Origin of the sequence: Sulfurimonas aquatica, assembly GCF_017357825.1 — a bacterium.
In the GTDB taxonomy this organism is placed as follows: Bacteria; Campylobacterota; Campylobacteria; order Campylobacterales; family Sulfurimonadaceae; genus Sulfurimonas; species Sulfurimonas aquatica.
Genome location: NZ_CP046072.1, coordinates 825,668 through 843,589 on the forward strand (window position 1 = coordinate 825,668; position 17,922 = coordinate 843,589).

General features: G+C 37.0%; 15 protein-coding genes, 1 tRNA gene and 3 rRNA genes. 18 read left to right on the top strand and 1 reads right to left on the bottom strand.

The window, feature by feature from the left end; all coding sequences use genetic code 11:
* Positions 1-2: 2 nt before the first annotated feature.
* From folK to ccoS, 18 genes are all read left to right on the top strand, one after another.
* Entirely contained in the window at positions 3-494 is a 492-nt protein-coding gene (folK, locus tag GJV85_RS03995) for a 2-amino-4-hydroxy-6-hydroxymethyldihydropteridine diphosphokinase (RefSeq protein WP_207562581.1), read from the top strand.
* A complete protein-coding gene (gene flhF / locus GJV85_RS04000) occupies positions 491-1,777 on the top strand; it encodes a flagellar biosynthesis GTPase FlhF (protein ID WP_207562582.1) in 1,287 nt (428 codons plus the stop codon). The genes folK and flhF overlap by 4 nt, the downstream gene beginning before the upstream one ends.
* Positions 1,774-2,649, top strand: a complete 876-nt coding sequence (locus GJV85_RS04005; protein WP_283949414.1) for a P-loop NTPase — start codon at positions 1,774-1,776, stop codon at positions 2,647-2,649. The genes flhF and GJV85_RS04005 overlap by 4 nt, the downstream gene beginning before the upstream one ends.
* Before the next feature lie 20 nt (positions 2,650-2,669).
* Positions 2,670-3,005: a hypothetical protein gene (locus tag GJV85_RS04010; RefSeq protein WP_207562583.1), complete on the top strand. Its 336-nt coding sequence runs from the start codon at positions 2,670-2,672 to the stop codon at positions 3,003-3,005.
* Complete coding sequence (locus GJV85_RS04015; protein WP_207562584.1) at positions 3,005-3,688, top strand: RNA polymerase sigma factor FliA; 684 nt, start codon at positions 3,005-3,007, stop codon at positions 3,686-3,688. The genes GJV85_RS04010 and GJV85_RS04015 overlap by 1 nt, the downstream gene beginning before the upstream one ends.
* A gap of 1 nt (position 3,689) precedes the next feature.
* A complete protein-coding gene (gene fliM, locus GJV85_RS04020; protein ID WP_207562585.1) occupies positions 3,690-4,781 on the top strand; it encodes a flagellar motor switch protein FliM in 1,092 nt (363 codons plus the stop codon).
* On the top strand, positions 4,774-5,643 hold the full coding sequence (gene fliY / locus GJV85_RS04025) for a flagellar motor switch protein FliY (RefSeq protein ID WP_207562586.1): 870 nt from the start codon (positions 4,774-4,776) through the stop codon (positions 5,641-5,643). The genes fliM and fliY overlap by 8 nt, the downstream gene beginning before the upstream one ends.
* Before the next feature lie 2 nt (positions 5,644-5,645).
* On the top strand, positions 5,646-6,386 hold the full coding sequence (locus GJV85_RS04030; RefSeq protein WP_207562587.1) for an LOG family protein: 741 nt from the start codon (positions 5,646-5,648) through the stop codon (positions 6,384-6,386).
* Positions 6,386-7,408, top strand: coding sequence for a tRNA 2-thiouridine(34) synthase MnmA (mnmA, locus tag GJV85_RS04035; protein ID WP_207562588.1), 1,023 nt, complete (start codon positions 6,386-6,388; stop codon positions 7,406-7,408). Before GJV85_RS04030 ends, mnmA begins: the two co-directional genes overlap by 1 nt.
* Positions 7,409-7,965: 557 nt before the next feature.
* Positions 7,966-9,479 (top strand): 16S ribosomal RNA (locus tag GJV85_RS04040).
* A gap of 143 nt (positions 9,480-9,622) precedes the next feature.
* A tRNA-Ala gene (locus tag GJV85_RS04045) sits at positions 9,623-9,698 on the top strand.
* Positions 9,699-9,920: 222 nt separating this feature from the next.
* Positions 9,921-12,807 (top strand): 23S ribosomal RNA (locus GJV85_RS04050).
* Between the two features lie 248 nt (positions 12,808-13,055).
* A 5S ribosomal RNA gene (gene rrf / locus GJV85_RS04055) occupies positions 13,056-13,171 on the top strand.
* The 16S, 23S and 5S rRNA genes sit together here with 1 tRNA gene alongside, the layout of an rRNA operon.
* A 150-nt stretch (positions 13,172-13,321) precedes the next feature.
* Positions 13,322-13,912 carry a D-sedoheptulose-7-phosphate isomerase gene (locus GJV85_RS04060; protein WP_207562589.1) on the top strand — a complete coding sequence of 197 codons (591 nt, stop codon included), beginning with the start codon at positions 13,322-13,324 and terminating at the stop codon, positions 13,910-13,912.
* A 3-nt stretch (positions 13,913-13,915) separates the two neighbouring features.
* Complete coding sequence (gene gmhB / locus GJV85_RS04065; protein WP_207562590.1) at positions 13,916-14,428, top strand: D-glycero-beta-D-manno-heptose 1,7-bisphosphate 7-phosphatase; 513 nt, start codon at positions 13,916-13,918, stop codon at positions 14,426-14,428.
* Between the two features lie 4 nt (positions 14,429-14,432).
* Positions 14,433-14,918 (top strand): asparaginase domain-containing protein, encoded by a 486-nt coding sequence (locus GJV85_RS04070; RefSeq protein WP_207562591.1) that lies wholly within the window; start codon positions 14,433-14,435, stop codon positions 14,916-14,918.
* Positions 14,908-17,310, top strand: a complete 2,403-nt coding sequence (locus GJV85_RS04075; RefSeq protein WP_207562592.1) for a heavy metal translocating P-type ATPase — start codon at positions 14,908-14,910, stop codon at positions 17,308-17,310. Before GJV85_RS04070 ends, GJV85_RS04075 begins: the two co-directional genes overlap by 11 nt.
* A 4-nt stretch (positions 17,311-17,314) precedes the next feature.
* Entirely contained in the window at positions 17,315-17,518 is a 204-nt protein-coding gene (gene ccoS, locus GJV85_RS04080; RefSeq protein WP_207562593.1) for a cbb3-type cytochrome oxidase assembly protein CcoS, read from the top strand.
* A 33-nt stretch (positions 17,519-17,551) separates the two neighbouring features.
* Here the strand turns inward: ccoS and GJV85_RS04085 are convergent, their stop codons facing one another.
* The gene (locus GJV85_RS04085; protein ID WP_207562594.1) at positions 17,552-17,842 is read right to left on the bottom strand and encodes a c-type cytochrome; all 291 of its coding nucleotides are present in this window, start codon (positions 17,840-17,842) and stop codon (positions 17,552-17,554) included.
* Positions 17,843-17,922: the final 80 nt, after the last annotated feature.

The window sequence follows — 17,922 nt, forward strand, 5'->3', positions numbered from 1 at the left end:
TCATGTATTTAAAACACTCTCTTAGTGATAGGCTTGTTATTTTTAAGAGTAGGTGTTTTCCGTATAAAAGTGTAACAAATAGCAAATACCTTAGATACGAAGCTATTATTGGTATTGGTGGTAATGTAGGTGATGTGAAACGCCGTTTCAATCATCTACTTATTGTGATTAAACGCCATGTAAAAGTGGAACTACTTGAGACTTCGTTGATTTTGAAAAATCCTCCTTTTGGATACAAAGAACAGGATGATTTTTTTAATTCAATTATTGTTTTAAAAACCTCAATGGAACCTAAAATATTTTTAGATTACTTAATGAGACTTGAGAAAAGATTTGCAAGAAAGAGAAGTTTTGAAAATGCACCAAGGACATTAGATTTGGATATTATTTTTTTTGATGATAGAATTATTAACAGTAAAAAATTAACAGTTCCGCATCCTCACTGGTTTAAACGAGAGAGCGTAGTGATTCCATTATCAGGAATAAGAGTATGAAAATATTAACTTTTATGGGTAGAACACCATCAGAAGCTCTTAAAAAAGCAAAACTTGAGATTGGTGATGAGGGTATGCTCATTGAGACTAAAGAGATCCGTAAAAAAGCTTTAGGTAAGGAAGCACTCTATGAAATAGTAATCGGAATAGATGAAGAGTCTCTTCCGGATAGCTATAAAAAAACTACAAAACCACTTTCAAAACAGCAACCCGTTAAACAACAGAGTCAAGAAATTCTGTTTGATATTTCCAACGCAGCACAGCAAATTGCTAAAATATCTAATGTCACAGATCCACTAGAACAGTATATGACACCTACTCAGCATAGGGAATCCCCAAGTATAAAAGTTACTGAACCATTAGAGTTAAAAGAGATAAAAACAGAGATAAACAAGCTTACCGATAAAGTAAAGATTATTCAAAATATGTTCTGGAATGAAAAGTCTCCTGATATTCAAACGCAGATACCATCAGAGTTTTCAGAAATCTATAGACTGGCGTCTCAAAGTGGTATGAATAAGGATCATTTAGATGCTTTAATGCAGATAACCCTTGAGCATATGCCTTTTAAAATGAGAGAAAATTCAGCGACAGTTAAACGCTACTTCCAGACAATACTTCGTAAGATGGTTCCAATAAGAAGAGAGAGCACTCTTGAAGTAGGATCTAAAAAAGTAATAATGCTTGTAGGACCAACCGGAGTGGGGAAGACTACTTCTATCGCTAAGTTAGCGGCAAGATACTCATTTTTGATGCAGAAAAAATACAAAGTAGGTCTGGTAGTTCTTGACACATATCGAATTGGTGCAGTTGAACAACTAATGCAGTATGCAAGAATGATGAAACTTGGTATAGAGACTGTTGTTGATCCACCAGAGTTTACAAGCGCGCTTGAGTCTTTAAAATATTGTGATTATATTCTTATCGATACCATGGGCTCTAGCCCTTACGATAAAGGAAAAATTGAAAAAATATATGAGTGTCTAGAGTCTAATGGTACTGGATATGAAGTAGATGTCGTCTTAGTAATGCCAAGTTCAATAAAGTATGAAGATTTAAAAGTAACATATGATAATTTTTCCACATTAGGCGTCGATACGCTTATGTTTACAAAGTTAGATGAGACAAAAGGCTTTGGAAATATTTTTTCTCTTGCATATGAGACAAAAAAACCTATCAGTTACTTCTCCGTTGGGCAAGAAGTTCCAGAAGATTTAGTCTGTGCCAGTAGTGATTTTCTAATAGACTGTCTACTTAGTGGCTTCAATAGGAGTAAGGTATGATAGGTAATCAAGCCAAAAAACTCGAAGAACTTGTTTCATCAAATGCAAGTAAAAAGTCTAAAAAGACAAGGTTTATCGCTATTACAAGTGGAAAGGGTGGAGTTGGAAAGAGTACTATAAGTTCGAATTTAGCATATGCCCTTTCACAAAAAGGTCTCAATGTTGGAATATTTGATGCAGATATTGGCTTAGCCAACCTTGACGTTATGTTTAATGTAAAAATTAAAAAGAATATTTTACATGTTCTCAAAGGTGAAGCGACTGTTTCCGATATTTTAATTCCCATCACAAGAAACCTTATTCTAATCCCTGGTGAGAGTGGCGATGAGATACTGAAGTACTCAGATATGGCACTATTTGAGCGTTTTATGGAAGAAGCACAGGTCCTTGATAAACTAGATGTTATGATAATTGATACGGGTGCAGGAATAGGAGAACATATTCAAATGTTTTTAAATGCAGCTGATGATGTTATTGTTGTAACGGTCCCAGACCCAGCTGCAATTACAGATGCTTATGCTACAATTAAAACTATTGCAACGCTCAGAGATGATGTAAGTATGATTATGAACCAGGTAAAAGGTGAAAAAGAGGCATTTGGTGTTTTTGAAAAGATTAAAAAAGTTGCCAGTGCAAATATTAATACTAAGCTGAACTTACAGTTAATGGGGAAGATAAATAGTGATATTAAAGTCTCTTCTTGCGTGAAACAAAGGGCACTTTTTACCGCACAATACCCATCTTCACAACCTAGTAAAGATATTGGGGCGATAGTTGTTAAGATTATCTCTAAGCTGGAACGAAATATGCTGGTTACATCAAATGAAAGTGGTCTATCAGGGCTATTTAAGCGATTAATGGAACATTTCTAAGTTGATATTTGGGGTAAAAGATGTTAGGTGAAAATTTTGTTTATTTCTTTACTGTTCAAGGTTTTTTTGTCGGAATTATTTTTGGCATTCTAAAATCTCTTGATGCAAATGGACTCTTTATGTACACATTTGTAATTACTGCATTTTTTTATCTATTTTCACATGTTATTATTGCTCTTTACTATAGAACAATGACTGTAAGATCATCTTTCTTTCCAAAAGATGCTCATGAAAAGGATTTAGACTTCTTTGTTAAAGAGATAAATAAACGCGAAAAGATAATAGATGCCGCGAGCAAAATCACCGACATTGCAGTTAAAATGAATTCTGAAGCTATAAGCGAAAAAGATTCGTAATGCAAAATGTATACCAAAACGAATTAAAACATAAAGAAGATGAGCTTGCTATTCAGTACCTACCTGCTGTTAAAGCAATGGCATTTAGACTTAAAGAGAGACTCCCAAGTTCTATTGATTTTGCAGATCTTTCAGCTATAGGAACAGAAGAACTTATAAAGCTAGCACGAAGGTATGATGAATCACTTAATGATTCTTTTTGGGGATATGCAAAAAAAAGAGTTTATGGGGCTATGCTAGACTACTTAAGAAGTTTGGATATCTTAAGTCGTGCAAGCAGAAAATTAGTAAAAGCTATAGATTATGCTGTTGAAGAATATTTGCTTACTCATGATGAAGAGCCAACAGATGAAGAACTTGCTAAAATACTAGATGAGTCAGTAGAAAAAGTACACGATGCAAGAATTGCATCAACTATTTATACGGTTATGCCTCTTCACGATCAGCTACAAGTAGGTGATGAGGGTGCCGCGTTAGTAAAGGTAGAAAAAGATGAACTTATTGATGTTATTAAAAAGGTTCTCTCATCATTTAAAGAGAGAGAACAGATGATAATTCAACTCTATTACTTTGAAGAGCTTACTCTAAAAGAAATTAGCTCCATATTAGATATAACAGAATCAAGAATTTCCCAAATACATAAATCTGTAATACAAAAAATTAAAGAGAGTATAGGAGCTTAAAATGGCAGACATACTTTCACAAGAAGAAATTGATGCCCTCTTAGATGTTGTTGAAGATGAGGGTGATGATGTCCTAGAAGGTGCTGGAGATGAAGGCTTACTTCCTCAAAGACAAGTAACACTATATGACTTTAAACGCCCAAACAGAGTCTCTAAAGAGCAACTCCGTGCCTTTCGTGGTGTACATGATAAAATGGCTCGTTCATTAGCATCCCAGATATCTTCAATTATGCGCTCTATTGTTGAGATACAGCTTCATTCAGTTGACCAGATGACATATGGTGAATTTTTAATGTCTCTACCAAATCCTACAAGTTTTAATGTTTTTTCAGTTAAACCGTTAGAAGGGAGTGGCGTTATAGAGATAAATCCTTCTATAGCCTTTCCTATGCTTGATCGTCTTCTTGGTGGAAAAGGTGAGCCTTTTGATGCAAGTCGTGAGTTCTCTGACATAGAATTAAGTCTATTTGAAACTATCTTGCGTGTTATGATGAGTACACTAAAAGAGGCTTGGGGCCCAGTAATGGATATTTATCCAACTGTAGAGTCAAAAGAGTCAAGTCCAAACGTTGTTCAGATTGTTGCACAAAATGAGATTGTTGTAATGGTAGTTATGGAAATCATTATTGGACATAGCTCGGGAATGATGAATATCTGTTATCCCGTTATTGCACTTGAACCAGTTCTACCAAAACTCGCAAGTCGTGACTTGATGCTTAATGAGACAAGTTCAAAAAAGAGTAGAAATACTGAACTACAAGTACTACTTGGTGGTGCAAAAGTAGATATTGACGCAAACTTAGGAAACGCGGACTTAAGTATGTCAGATGTTCTTGACATCAAGGTTGGAGATATCTTAAGACTCTCTAGTGCTGCTGATGATATCGTAACAGTATCAGTTGATGGAAAAGAGAGATTTAAAGGTGAGATAGGTCTTAGGCGTTTTAGAAAGTCAATACAAATCACTGAGATAATAGACACTGAAAAAGATGCGGTTAAACGTGCACTAGAGAGCTTTGAAGAGCAAAGAAAAAGTAAAATCTCAGGCGTGAAAGAGATAATTTACGAGAAAGTAGAGGATGATGATGAGTGATTTCATAAAATTATTTGAGAGTGAAACTATTGGCACTATTGAAGCATTAGTTGGTGCTGCTCCTGTATTAGATCTAAAAGAAGAGCAAGAATTAAGTATTATTTCAAATATTATTCCTCCTATAGTACTTGTTAAAGTAACAGTCTCTGGCGATGTTGATGCTGATGTCATGGTAGCACTTCCTCCTAATTTAGCGGCATCTTTATCCGATATGATGATGGGTGAAGAGGCAAGTGATAGAGAGGATGTTAGTGAAGACGATATAGATGCGACTAAAGAGATAGTCTCAAACATATTTGGAGCTATCGCTAATACACTTTCTGCTCAAAAAGAGTTGCCAGTTCTTTCATTTAGTGTTAATAGTGTAGAGAATATTGATGCTGATAATGAGGTCAGTTTAGAAGATTTTTCTAAAATGTATATATATAATTTTTCAATGGATCCTCTTCAATCACTTATTATGCTTATAATAGATGAAAAATTAAGTAATGCTCTTTTTGGAAGTGTAAATAGTACACCAGACAATGATCTTGATCTCCATAGTAGCGACTCAGACTCACAAGAGCAGTCTCATAGTGGAAGTTTATCTAACGAAGAGATGGGTAATATCGGTTTAATCATGGATGTTAAACTTCCTGTTAGAGTTAGAATTGGTAAAAAGAGAATGCTCTTAAAAGATGTTCTGAATATGGATATTGGTTCTGTCATAGAACTTAACCAGTTAGCAAATGATCCACTTGAAATATTAGTTGACAATCATGTGATAGCACAAGGCGAAGTTGTAATTGTAGATGGTAACTTTGGAGTTCAAATAACTACTATTGGGACTAAAAAAGAGCGATTAACGCAACTTAAAGGGTAGAAATGAAACCTAAAAATGATGAGTTAACAAAAAAGTATATTAAAGATATAAAGTCTGCAGATGTCTGGAGTGTATTTAAAATTATTGCTGACTTTGTAAAAGGTTTTGATGAATTAGGTGATTTGGGTCCAACCGTAACAATTTTTGGAAGCGCTAGAACTAAAGAAAATAGTAAGTATTACAATCAGGCCCATTTTCTTGCTGGAGAGCTAGCTAAAGAGGGTTATAATGTAATGACGGGTGGTGGTCCAGGAATTATGGAAGCTGCTAACAGAGGTGCTTTCAACCATGAAGTTGAATCTATTGGTTTAAACATTGATTTACCTTTTGAGCAGACATTAAATCCTTATACGACTAAGGAACTTAGTTTTGATTATTTCTTTTCACGAAAGGTTATGCTTGTAAAATACTCAATGGCATATGTAATTTTTCCTGGTGGGTTTGGAACTCTTGATGAACTATTTGAATCATTAACACTAGTTCAGACGAGAAAAATTACAGGAGTGAAAATTTTTGTTATAGGAACTGAATTTTATCAGCCACTTATAAACTTTATTAAAGATAAATTAGTAGAAGAGAAGATGATTGATAAAGAGGATTTAGATATGATAATATTAACTGATGATTTAGCATCCGTTGTAGATGAAATAGGAGTTTCTTTGATGAAACAGATAGATGTACTTGAAGATGTTGGATTAAAAGACACTACTTACTATAAATCATTGTCAAGTTTGAGTAAATAATGGCAAAGGTTCTTATCGGAATGAGCGGCGGAGTTGACTCTACTGTTACTACATTAATGTTAAAAGAAGAGGGTTATGAAGTAGAAGGTTTATATATGAAGCTTCATTCAAAACCCGGATACCATGAGATACATCAAGCTCGTGCTCAAAAAGCTGCTGACTTTGTTGGTATTAAACTTCATGTATTAGATTTACAAGAGAATTTTAAAAAAGAAGTCTTTCAACCTTTTATAGATACATATGAAAAAGGTGAAACTCCAAATCCTTGTGCACTATGTAATAGGGAGATGAAGTTTGGGGAAATGATTAATTTCGCAGATAAAGTTGGTGCTGAATATTTAGCTACAGGACACTATATAAAAACGGATGGAGAATACTTCTATCAAGCCGAAGATGATACTAAGGATCAAAGCTATTTTTTATTTTATGTTGATAAAAAAGTACTTCCAAGATTACTTTTTCCTTTAGGAAGTAGAAAAAAGAAAGATATTAAAGAGATTGCAGCTTCTGTGAAAGGTTTGGAATCATTCTCTTCTCAAGCAGAATCAAGTGAGATATGTTTTGTTGAAACTACATATACAAACTTATTAAAAGATTATGTACAGGTAGATAATCCAGGAGACGTTTTAGATAAAGATGGAAATGTAGTAGGTGAGCATAAGGGTTATATGCACTACACAATTGGTAAACGTAAAGGTTTTACAGTAAAAGGTGCTCATGAGCCACATTTTGTATTAAGCATAGACCCTAAAAAAAATCAAATTGTTGTTGGTAAAAAAGAAGACCTAGAATGTAGCAGTGTTGTACTTGATAATTTAAATATGTTTAATGAAGAAAAAGAGTTTGATACAACAGTAAAACTGAGATATAGGACAAAAGCAGTGCCTTGTCATGTGAAAATTGAAGATGATAGAGCATATGTAACTCTAAAAGAGGGTGTCTTTGGGGTGGCAATCGGCCAAGCAGCAGTCTTCTACAGCCAAGACAAACTAATAGGCGGGGGATGGATCACAAAAGTATAAGTAACTTTTAACTGCTATCTAAAGCCCTAAAGCCATACCAGACTATAAGATATAATAATAAGAGAAAAAGAACTAAATTAGACAAACAAATCCCCACAAAAAACAATCTTATAATTCTTTTTCTCAACCCATTCATATTAAGCAATCTCTAAGCAACATCCTCCTATAATTCCCATCCACAAACAGAGACACCTTGTTTAAAACGAGGATACGAACACTTCATGTTGAAGAGTTAAGAGATTGTTTGAAGATCATTGAAAACTAAGCAAGTAAGAAGACTAGATTTTAACGAATCAGTTGGTATTACTTAGAAATAACTAATATAACAACAACCGTCTATTCTATTTTGAAATCCACATTAGTTTTATAGCTTTTATGGTTTCCCAATAGTGTAGATAACTATACTTTAATACTTTAACTAGTATTAGAAGCTCTGACTAATTCTTTAAGCAGATTAGTACGAGTAAAAACAAAGCCAATGAATTTAATTCTTGGGCAAAAGATCAGTAAATAATCACAGCAATGTGATCTTTACATAATCAAGTCTTCGGACAACAATTATGGAGAGTTTGATCCTGGCTCAGAGTGAACGCTGGCGGCGTGCTTAACACATGCAAGTCGAACGATGAAGCCTAGCTTGCTAGGTGGATTAGTGGCGCACGGGTGAGTAATATATAGATAATGTACCTCTTAGTCTGGGATAGCCATTGGAAACGATGATTAATACTAGATACTCCTTCTTCTTCTAATTGAAGTCGGGAAAGTTTTTCGCTAAGAGATCAGTCTATATCCCATCAGTTAGTTGGTAGGGTAATGGCCTACCAAGGCAATGACGGGTAGCGGGTTTGAGAGGATGATCCGCCACACTGGTACTGAGACACGGACCAGACTCCTACGGGAGGCAGCAGTGAGGAATATTGCACAATGGAGGAAACTCTGATGCAGCAACGCCGCGTGGAGGATGACGCATTTCGGTGTGTAAACTCCTTTTATAAGGGAAGAAAATGACGGTACCTTATGAATAAGCACCGGCTAACTCCGTGCCAGCAGCCGCGGTAATACGGAGGGTGCAAGCGTTACTCGGAATCACTGGGCGTAAAGGACACGTAGGCGGGTAGCCAAGTCTGATGTGAAATCCTACAGCTTAACTGTAGAACTGCATTGGAAACTGGTTACCTAGAGTATGGGAGGGGGAGATGGAATTAGTGGTGTAGGGGTAAAATCCGTAGATATCACTAGGAATACCGAAAGCGAAGGCGATCTCCTGGAACATTACTGACGCTAAGGTGTGAAAGCGTGGGGAGCAAACGGGATTAGATACCCCGGTAGTCCACGCCCTAAACGATGAACACTAGTCGTCGGGATGCTAGTCATCTCGGTGATGCACTTAACAGATTAAGTGTTCCGCCTGGGGAGTACGGTCGCAAGATTAAAACTCAAAGGAATAGACGGGGACCCGCACAAGTGGTGGAGCATGTGGTTTAATTCGAAGATACGCGAAGAACCTTACCTAGCCTTGACATTGATAGAACACACTAGAGATAGAGTGGTGCCCTTCGGGGAACTTGAAAACAGGTGCTGCACGGCTGTCGTCAGCTCGTGTCGTGAGATGTTGGGTTAAGTCCCGCAACGAGCGCAACCCTCGTCCTTAGTTGCCAGCAGGTTAAGCTGGGCACTCTAAGGAGACTGCCTTCGCAAGGAGGAGGAAGGTGAGGACGACGTCAAGTCATCATGGCCCTTATGGCTAGGGCTACACACGTGCTACAATGGGGCGTACAGAGAGTTGCGATACCGCGAGGTGGAGCCAATCTCATAAAGCGTCTCTCAGTTCGGATTGAAGTCTGCAACTCGACTTCATGAAGCTGGAATCACTAGTAATCGTAGATCAGCAATGCTACGGTGAATACGTTCCCGGGTCTTGTACTCACCGCCCGTCACACCATGGGAGTTGATTTCACCCGAAATTGGGAAGCTAACCTTCGGGAGGCTACCACTTACGGTGGAATTAGCGACTGGGGTGAAGTCGTAACAAGGTAACCGTAGGAGAACCTGCGGTTGGATCACCTCCTTTCTAGAGTAAAGAGTAAACATTCGATTGTTTATCTTACAAAGAAAATCTCACAAGAGATAAGTTTGTTATTATTTAGTTCTTCTACTTGCTTAGTTTTCAGTGATCTATTTTTATAAATCACAATAGATTTAAAGTGTATAAATGGGGGGTTAGCTCAGCTGGGAGAGCGTCTGCCTTGCACGTAGAAGGTCAGCGGTTCGATCCCGCTACTCTCCACCATTAATCTTTAAATCAATTTTTAAAAATCTAATTTAAGTTCTTAATTTTAAAGAATTTAAATTAGACTTTTATTTATAATCGTCTTGTTCATTAAATTACAATTGTTAAAGTCAACAACTTAATTATAGAAATATAATTAAACTAAATAACTACAATAAACAGATCATTCATCTTATTGAAGTGTAGAGATACATTAAATAAGGTAGTGAACGCAAATTAGAAAAAAAAGATATTAAGGGCCATAGGTGGATGCCTTGGCTGGTAGAGGCGATGAAAGACGTAATAGGCTGCGATAAGCCTCGGGGAGCTGCCAATGAGCTTTGATCCGGGGATTTCTGAATGGGGCAACCCAGCATGGTGCGAATCATGTTACCCTTCGGGGGGCGAACCTAGGGAAGTGAAACATCTCAGTACCTAGAGGAAGAGAAATCAAACGAGATTCCCAGAGTAGCGGCGAGCGAAATGGGATTAGGGCGGTTAGCGATAGCATATTTATTAGCAGAAGAGTTTGGAAAGACTCGGCATAGAGGGTGATACTCCCGTAAGCGAAAATATTTATGTGGTACTAGGTTAACGAACGAGTAGGTCGGGACACGTGTTATCTTGACTGAATATGGGGGGACCACCCTCCAACCCTAAATACTACTACCAGACCGATAGCGAACTAGTACCGTGAGGGAAAGGTGAAAAGGACCGCGGTGAGCGGAGTGAAATAGAACCTGAAACCTATGGCTTACAATCATTCGGAGCACTATTTTAATGTGTGACGGACTGCCTTTTGCATAATGAGCCTGCGAGTTGTGGTATCTGGCAAGGTTAATCGAACGAGAAGCCGTAGCGAAAGCGAGTCTTAATAGGGCGAATTAGTCAGATGCTGCAGACCCGAAACTAAGTGATCTATCCATGTGCAGGTTGAAGCTGGTGTAAGAGCCAGTGGAGGACCGAACCCGTATAGGTTGAAAACTGTTGGGATGACATGTGGATAGGGGTGAAAGGCCAATCAAACTTAGTGATAGCTGGTTCTCTCCGAAATATATTTAGGTATAGCCTCGAGCATTAGCATGAAGGGGTAGAGCACTGACAGGGCTAGGGCTGCTTACCGCGGTACCAAACCCTATCAAACTCCGAATACTTCATGTGTAACCTCGGGAGTCAGGCGTAGGGTGATAAAATCCTATGTCGAGAGGGGAACAACCCAGACTAACAGCTAAGGTCCCAAAGTCTTGTCTAAGTGGAAAAGGATGTGGAGTTGCTGTGACAACCAGGAGGTTGGCTTAGAAGCAGCCATCCTTTAAAGAAAGCGTAACAGCTCACTGGTCTAGCGATTCTGCGCCGAAAATATAACGGGGCTAAGACAAGCACCGAAGCTTTAGATTTGGTATTTATACCAAGTGGTAGGAGAGCGTTCCATTCAGCGCTGAAGGTATACCGGCAAGGAGTACTGGAGCGGATGGAAGTGAGCATGCAGGCATGAGTAGCGAGAAAAGAAGTGAGAATCTTCTTCGCCGTAAACCCAAGGTTTCCTACGCGATGCTCGTCATCGTAGGGTTAGTCGGGACCTAAGTCGAGTCCGAAAGGGGTAGACGATGGCAAATCGGTTAATATTCCGATACCGACATTATATCGTTTGAGTGATGGGGGGACGCATAGAGTTAGACGAGGTCACTGATGGAATAGTGGCTCGAAGGACGTAGGTCGTGAAGTAGGCAAATCCGCTTCACATGAGACCGAGATCTTACAGGCAGACCAATCTCTTCGGAGAGCGGTTTGAATCGTCGATACTGTCGTGCCGAGAAAAGCCTCTAAACGAGATATAATGTTGCCCGTACCGTAAACCAACACAGGTGGGTGAGATGAGTATTCTAAGGCGCGTGGATGAACCATTGTTAAGGAACTCTGCAAACTAGCACCGTATCTTCGGTATAAGGTGTGCCCTATTTGTTATGAGATTTACTCTCAAAAGCATTGATGGGTGGCAGCAAAGTGTCCCTCCCGACTGTTTACCAAAAACACAGCACTCTGCTAACTCGTAAGAGGATGTATAGGGTGTGACGCCTGCCCGGTGCTCGAAGGTTAAAAGGATCCGTTAGCTTTGCGAAGCGGTGAATTGAAGCCCGAGTAAACGGCGGCCGTAACTATAACGGTCCTAAGGTAGCGAAATTCCTTGTCGGTTAAATACCGACCTGCATGAATGGCGTAACGAGATGGGAGCTGTCTCAACAATGGATCCAGTGAAATTGTAGTGGAGGTGAAAATTCCTCCTACCCGCGGAAAGACGGAAAGACCCCGTGCACCTTTACTATAGCTTGACACTGCTATTGGGATATTCATGTGCAGGATAGGTGGGAGCCTTTGATTCATAGACGCCAGTTTATGATGAGGCATCCTTGAGATACCACCCTTGAATATTCTGATAGCTAACTCCGTACAATTATCTTGTGCGAGGACAATGTCTGGTGGGTAGTTTGACTGGGGCGGTCGCCTCCTAAAAAGTAACGGAGGCTTACAAAGTTCGGCTCAGGTGGGTTGGAAATCCACCGTAGAGTATAATGGCATAAGCCGGACTGACTGTGAGACATACAAGTCGAGCAGAGTCGAAAGACGGTCATAGTGATCCGGTGGTTCTGTGTGGAAGGGCCATCGCTCAAAGGATAAAAGGTACGCCGGGGATAACAGGCTGATCTCCCCCAAGAGCTCACATCGACGGGGAGGTTTGGCACCTCGATGTCGGCTCATCGCATCCTGGGGCTGGAGCAGGTCCCAAGGGTATGGCTGTTCGCCATTTAAAGCGGTACGCGAGCTGGGTTCAGAACGTCGTGAGACAGTTCGGTCCCTATCTTCCGTGGGCGTAGGATTGTTGAGGAGAGTTGACCCTAGTACGAGAGGACCGGGTTGAACGTGCCACTGGTGCACCAGTTGTTCTGCCAAGAGCATCGCTGGGTAGCTACGCACGGATGAGATAACCGCTGAAAGCATCTAAGCGGGAAGCCAACTCCAAGATGAACAATCCCTGAAGTACGCTTGAAGACTACAAGCTTGATAGGCTGGGTGTGTACGCATCGCAAGATGTTTAGCTGACCAGTACTAATAGTACGTTCGTCTTTTTTATTAAGTTCTTAAATGAACACAATTCGTTCACTACCTTATTTAGTGTAAACAATTACATTAATAAGCAGAAATGTTTAAAACAAGTTATTTAGTTATGTTGACTTTAACAATTATACTTTAATGAGTACAACTCATTAACCCTTTTAACTGACTTTTACAGTCAAAGTTAAGAACATCTGGCACTAAATGCCGATACTCCCGTCGCTAAAGCGTAAGTGGAGTGCAGATGATGTCTTTAGCTTTGATTGTCTAGGTGGCTATAGAGAGGGGGAAACGCCTGGCTCCATTCCGAACCCAGAAGCTAAGCCCCTCATCGCTGATAATACTTATCCTTTCAGGATTGGAAACGTAGGTCGCTGCCTAGTTAATCGTTATTTCTTCTTTTTTACTTCTAATCATTACTTTATTTATTGGCTTTAACCTTTTTTATTCGATTAATTTTACTTTTTATTTATAACCTATACTTTACTAACTAATAATATGATATTATTTTATATACTATTTTAGGATGATATATGAAAGAATATATAAAAGATCAAATCAAAAAATCATATGAAACAAAACAAAAAATTTATGAGAATGAAGAATTATTAAACAATATAGTGGATGTTGCAAAAAAATGTGTGAAACTTTATCAAGGTGATAAAAAAACTATTTTAGCAGGTAATGGTGGAAGTGCTGCTGATGCTCAACATATAGCTGCTGAACTTGTTGGTCGTTACGGTTTTGATAGACCTTCGATACCTTCTCTTGCATTAACTACAGATACATCTAATTTAACTGCAATTGGGAATGACTATGGGTATGATCATGTTTTTTCTCGTCAGTTAGAAGGCATGGGGCAAAAAGGTGACATATTTATTGGTATATCTACATCTGGTAACTCTATTAATATAATCAAAGCATTTCAAAGTGCTAAATTAAAAGGTATTACAACAGTAGCATTAGTTGGTAGAGATGGTGGAGAGATGGCTAAGATTGCTGATATTTCTTTAATAGTACCATCAGATTCAACACCTCGTATTCAAGAGTCTCATATTTTAATCGGTCATATTTTATGTGACATTATAGAAAAAGAGATCTTTGCTGATGGTGTTAGTTTATAGTGCATGAATAAAACTCTTTTCTTAGATCGTGACGGTGTCATTAATACTGAAAAAGATTATCTATATAAAGTTGAAGATTTTGATTTTATAAATGGTATTTTTGACTTATGTAGATATTATCAAGATTTAGGTTATTTAATTGTTGTTGTGACTAATCAATCTGGTATTGCTAGAGGATACTACTCTGAAGATGATTTCAATATTTTAACAAATTGGATGCTTGAAGAGTTTTTTAATAATGATGTAATTATAAGCGGTGTCTATTTTTGTCCACATCATCCTGATATTTCAGGTGAATGTGAATGTAGGAAGCCTAGTCCTGGAATGCTATTTGATGCTAAAAATGATTTAGACATTGATTTAGAAAACTCTATTATTATAGGTGATAAAGAGAGAGATATAGAAGCTGGAATTAATGCTGGTCTAAAATTAACTTACCTATTTGATGAGAGTAATAAAGTAACTAATTCTAAAGCTACATATATACTCAATAAGTTTGCTGATATACGGGAGTAAATAGATGTTTATCTTAAATTGTGGTGGAACTTTTAATAAAAGATATAATAAATTAAATGGGGAGTTAGAGGTACCATTTGATAATAATGCAATTGAGAAGATATTAGATAGTTCAACAGAAAATAATACTATATCTGGAGCTATTTATAAAGATAGTATTGATATGCTCAGTAGTGATAGAAAGGCTATCGCAGATATAATATTGCACTCTGTCGAAGATAAATTTATTGTTATTCATGGAACAGATACTATGAGCCTAACAGCTGAATTTTTAGCAGAAGTTATAAAAAATAAAACTGTTGTTTTAACTGGTGCTATGAAACCTTTTGAAATAGACAATATTGAATCTACTTTAAACCTTGGGATATCTATAGGGTTTGTAAATGGAAATAATAAACACGGGATATTTATAGCTATGAATGGTTTTGTTGAACCTTGGAACAATGTAGTAAAGAATAAAGTATTAGGAAAGTTTGAACTTGTCAGATAAGGTAGCCTGTTCGCACTGTCATTTAGAGTTTTCTACAGATATTATGATCAAAGAAAATGAGCTTTACTTTTGCTGTAAAGGATGCCAGGGTGTTTATCATCTTTTATGTGATGAAGGACTTGATACTTTTTATGATAAAGCTGGCGATTCTAAGCTAGCACCTCCTAAACTACAATATGAAAACTCATCTAATTTTAATACAAAATCTTTTTATGAAAAGTTTGTTTCAAAAAACTCTGATGGGTTTAGTGAGGTCTCTTTAATAATAGAGGGTATTCATTGCTCAGCCTGTGTATGGTTAAATGAAAAAGCTTTACATAAAATGGATGGTGTCGTTGAGGCCAATATTAACTTTACAAACAATAAGGCGTCGATTGTTTGGGTAGATGATATTCTTAAACTATCACAAATTATTGATATGATTAGAGCTATAGGTTACAATGCTTACCCTTATGACGCGTCACTGCAAGAAGTTCATGCAAATGAAGAACGCAAAGAGTATTACCTTAGAATGGCCGTTGCTATTTTTGCTTCTATGAATATTATGTGGATAGCAGTTGCACAGTATGCTGGATATTTTACTGGTATAACACAAGAGACAAAAACTACACTAAACATTGCTGAATGGGTTCTCTCAACTCCTGTACTTTTTTATAGTGGATGGGTCTTTTTTCGGGGTTCATATTATGGACTAAAGAATAAAGTAGTGAATATGGATTTACTCGTGGCTACCGGAGCTTTATTAACATATATTTACTCTATATATATTACTTTAACAGAATATGGTGAAGCATATTTTGACTCTGTTAGTATGATTGTTACATTTGTTTTAATTGGTAAGTTCTTAGAAGTTCTTAGTAAAAAAAATGCAGCAGATGCTTTGGACATTATCTCTCAGCAAATGCCAAATGAAGTAAATGTGGTTCGTAACGAAAAAATAGTGCCTTTAAAGCTTGATGATGTTGCTATTGGAGATGTTGTTGTTTTAGTATCGGGAGAAAGAGTACTTTTAGACGGTGAAATTCTAAAGGGTGAAGGCTCATTTGATGAATCAAGTTTAACAGGCGAGAGTAAACCAATATACAAAAAACATTTAGATAGCGTTATAAGTGGGACGCTTAGCATTGATGCAGATATACATTTTAAAGTATTAAAAGATTTTAAGCACTCAACACTCTCCAACTTAGTAACATTATTAGAAAATGCAATTCAAAAAAAGCCTAAGATTGAACAGTTGGCAAATAAGCTATCTGAACATTTTTCAACTACAATACTTGTTTTATCAATTATTACTTTTTTTGTATGGTTTTTTTGGCCTCATAGTTTTGAAGAGTCCCTAATGGTTAGCATTTCTGTAATAGTTATAGCTTGTCCATGTGCCCTTGGACTAGCAACACCAGTTGCTACTTTAGTTGGGCTTAGTCTTGGAGCCTCGAGAAGAGTTTTATTTAAAGAAGCGGCTCAACTTGAAACAATGGCAAAAAGCAATGTGTTAGTTGTAGATAAAACAGGAACATTAACATTTGGGAAGCCAGAAGTTGTTCATGAGCATATATTAAGTGATTTTGAGCATAAATACCTTTACTCATTGGTAAAACCTTCTCATCATCCAGTTGCACAAGGAATACAAAATTTTTTATTGGGAAAAAATGAAGCAGTAGAAGAGTTAATATTTGACACTTATACTCAAGTGCCAGGCAAGGGGATTATAGCAAATATTGCAGAGAATGAAGTTATTGGTGGAAATCTTTCATTTATGCTTGAACATGGAGTTATGAGCGAATATGAGAGTAAAAATACACTCTTTTACTTTGCAATCAATAAAAGCATTGTCTCTATATATGAGTTGAGTGATAAGATAAAAGATGGCGCTAAAGAGTTAGTTAAAAACTTAAACGCTAAAGATATTGAAGTTGTCATGCTAACAGGTGATCATAAGCATAGTGCTATGCATGTGGCTAATGAAATTGGAATTACAAATATTCATCATGAATGCTCACCTAAAGATAAGTTAGAATATATTGATGAGTTACATACTCAAAACAAGAGAGTTGTTATGGTGGGAGATGGAATCAATGATATTTTGGCACTTGCTAAAGCAGACATAGGAATCGTTATGGGAAGTGGTAATGACATTGCAGTAGAAATAAGCGATGTAGTTTTACTTGATAGTACTTTAGGTGCCTTATTGGATGCTTTTAATATTTCAAGAATTACATTCAATCTTATTAAGCAAAATTTTGTAATATCACTTCTATACAATGCCATTACAATACCATTAGCTATGGCAGGATATGTTATTCCTCTAATAGCAGCACTCTCTATGAGTTTTAGTTCTCTTTTAGTCGTTGGAAACTCATTAAGAATAAAATATAAATTTAATAGGAGTTGATTGTATGGATAATGGAATAATAATAATGATGTTAATTGGTTCTTTAATCTTGGGAGGAATAGCACTCTTTGCATTTCTTTGGGCTGTTAAAAATGGCCAGTTTGATGATGAAGAGAGATTTTTAAATGCTGTTAAGTTTGATAGTGAAGAGGATTTAAATGATGCTGTTCAAAGAGAAAAAAAGTTAAAAGAGTTGAAGAAAAAGTAGAGAAGTTACCAAAAAAGTAACTTCTAAAAGAGATTATTTACCGATAGTTTGTGCAAATGCATCTAACTCAGCATCAGAAAATCTTCCAACCTGACCTTTCATGATACCTTTCATTGGTCCACCATAAGTTCCATTTTTGTAACCTTTAAGTGAAGCAGCAATGTCAGCATGAGTCATTTCAGATACTACTTTAGATTTACCCATAGCTTTTTTAGACCAATCTGCACCATGACAAGCTAAACATGCTTTACCATTTACAGCTGCTGCCATAGAAGATGTTGCTAGTGCTAAAGTAGCTATTGAAGCGATAACGATTTTTTTCATTATTAATTCCTTGAGTTTATATTTCAATTCGTATTATATTGCTTTGTGTCTTAAATACTTGTTAATGAATTTAAAGGTAT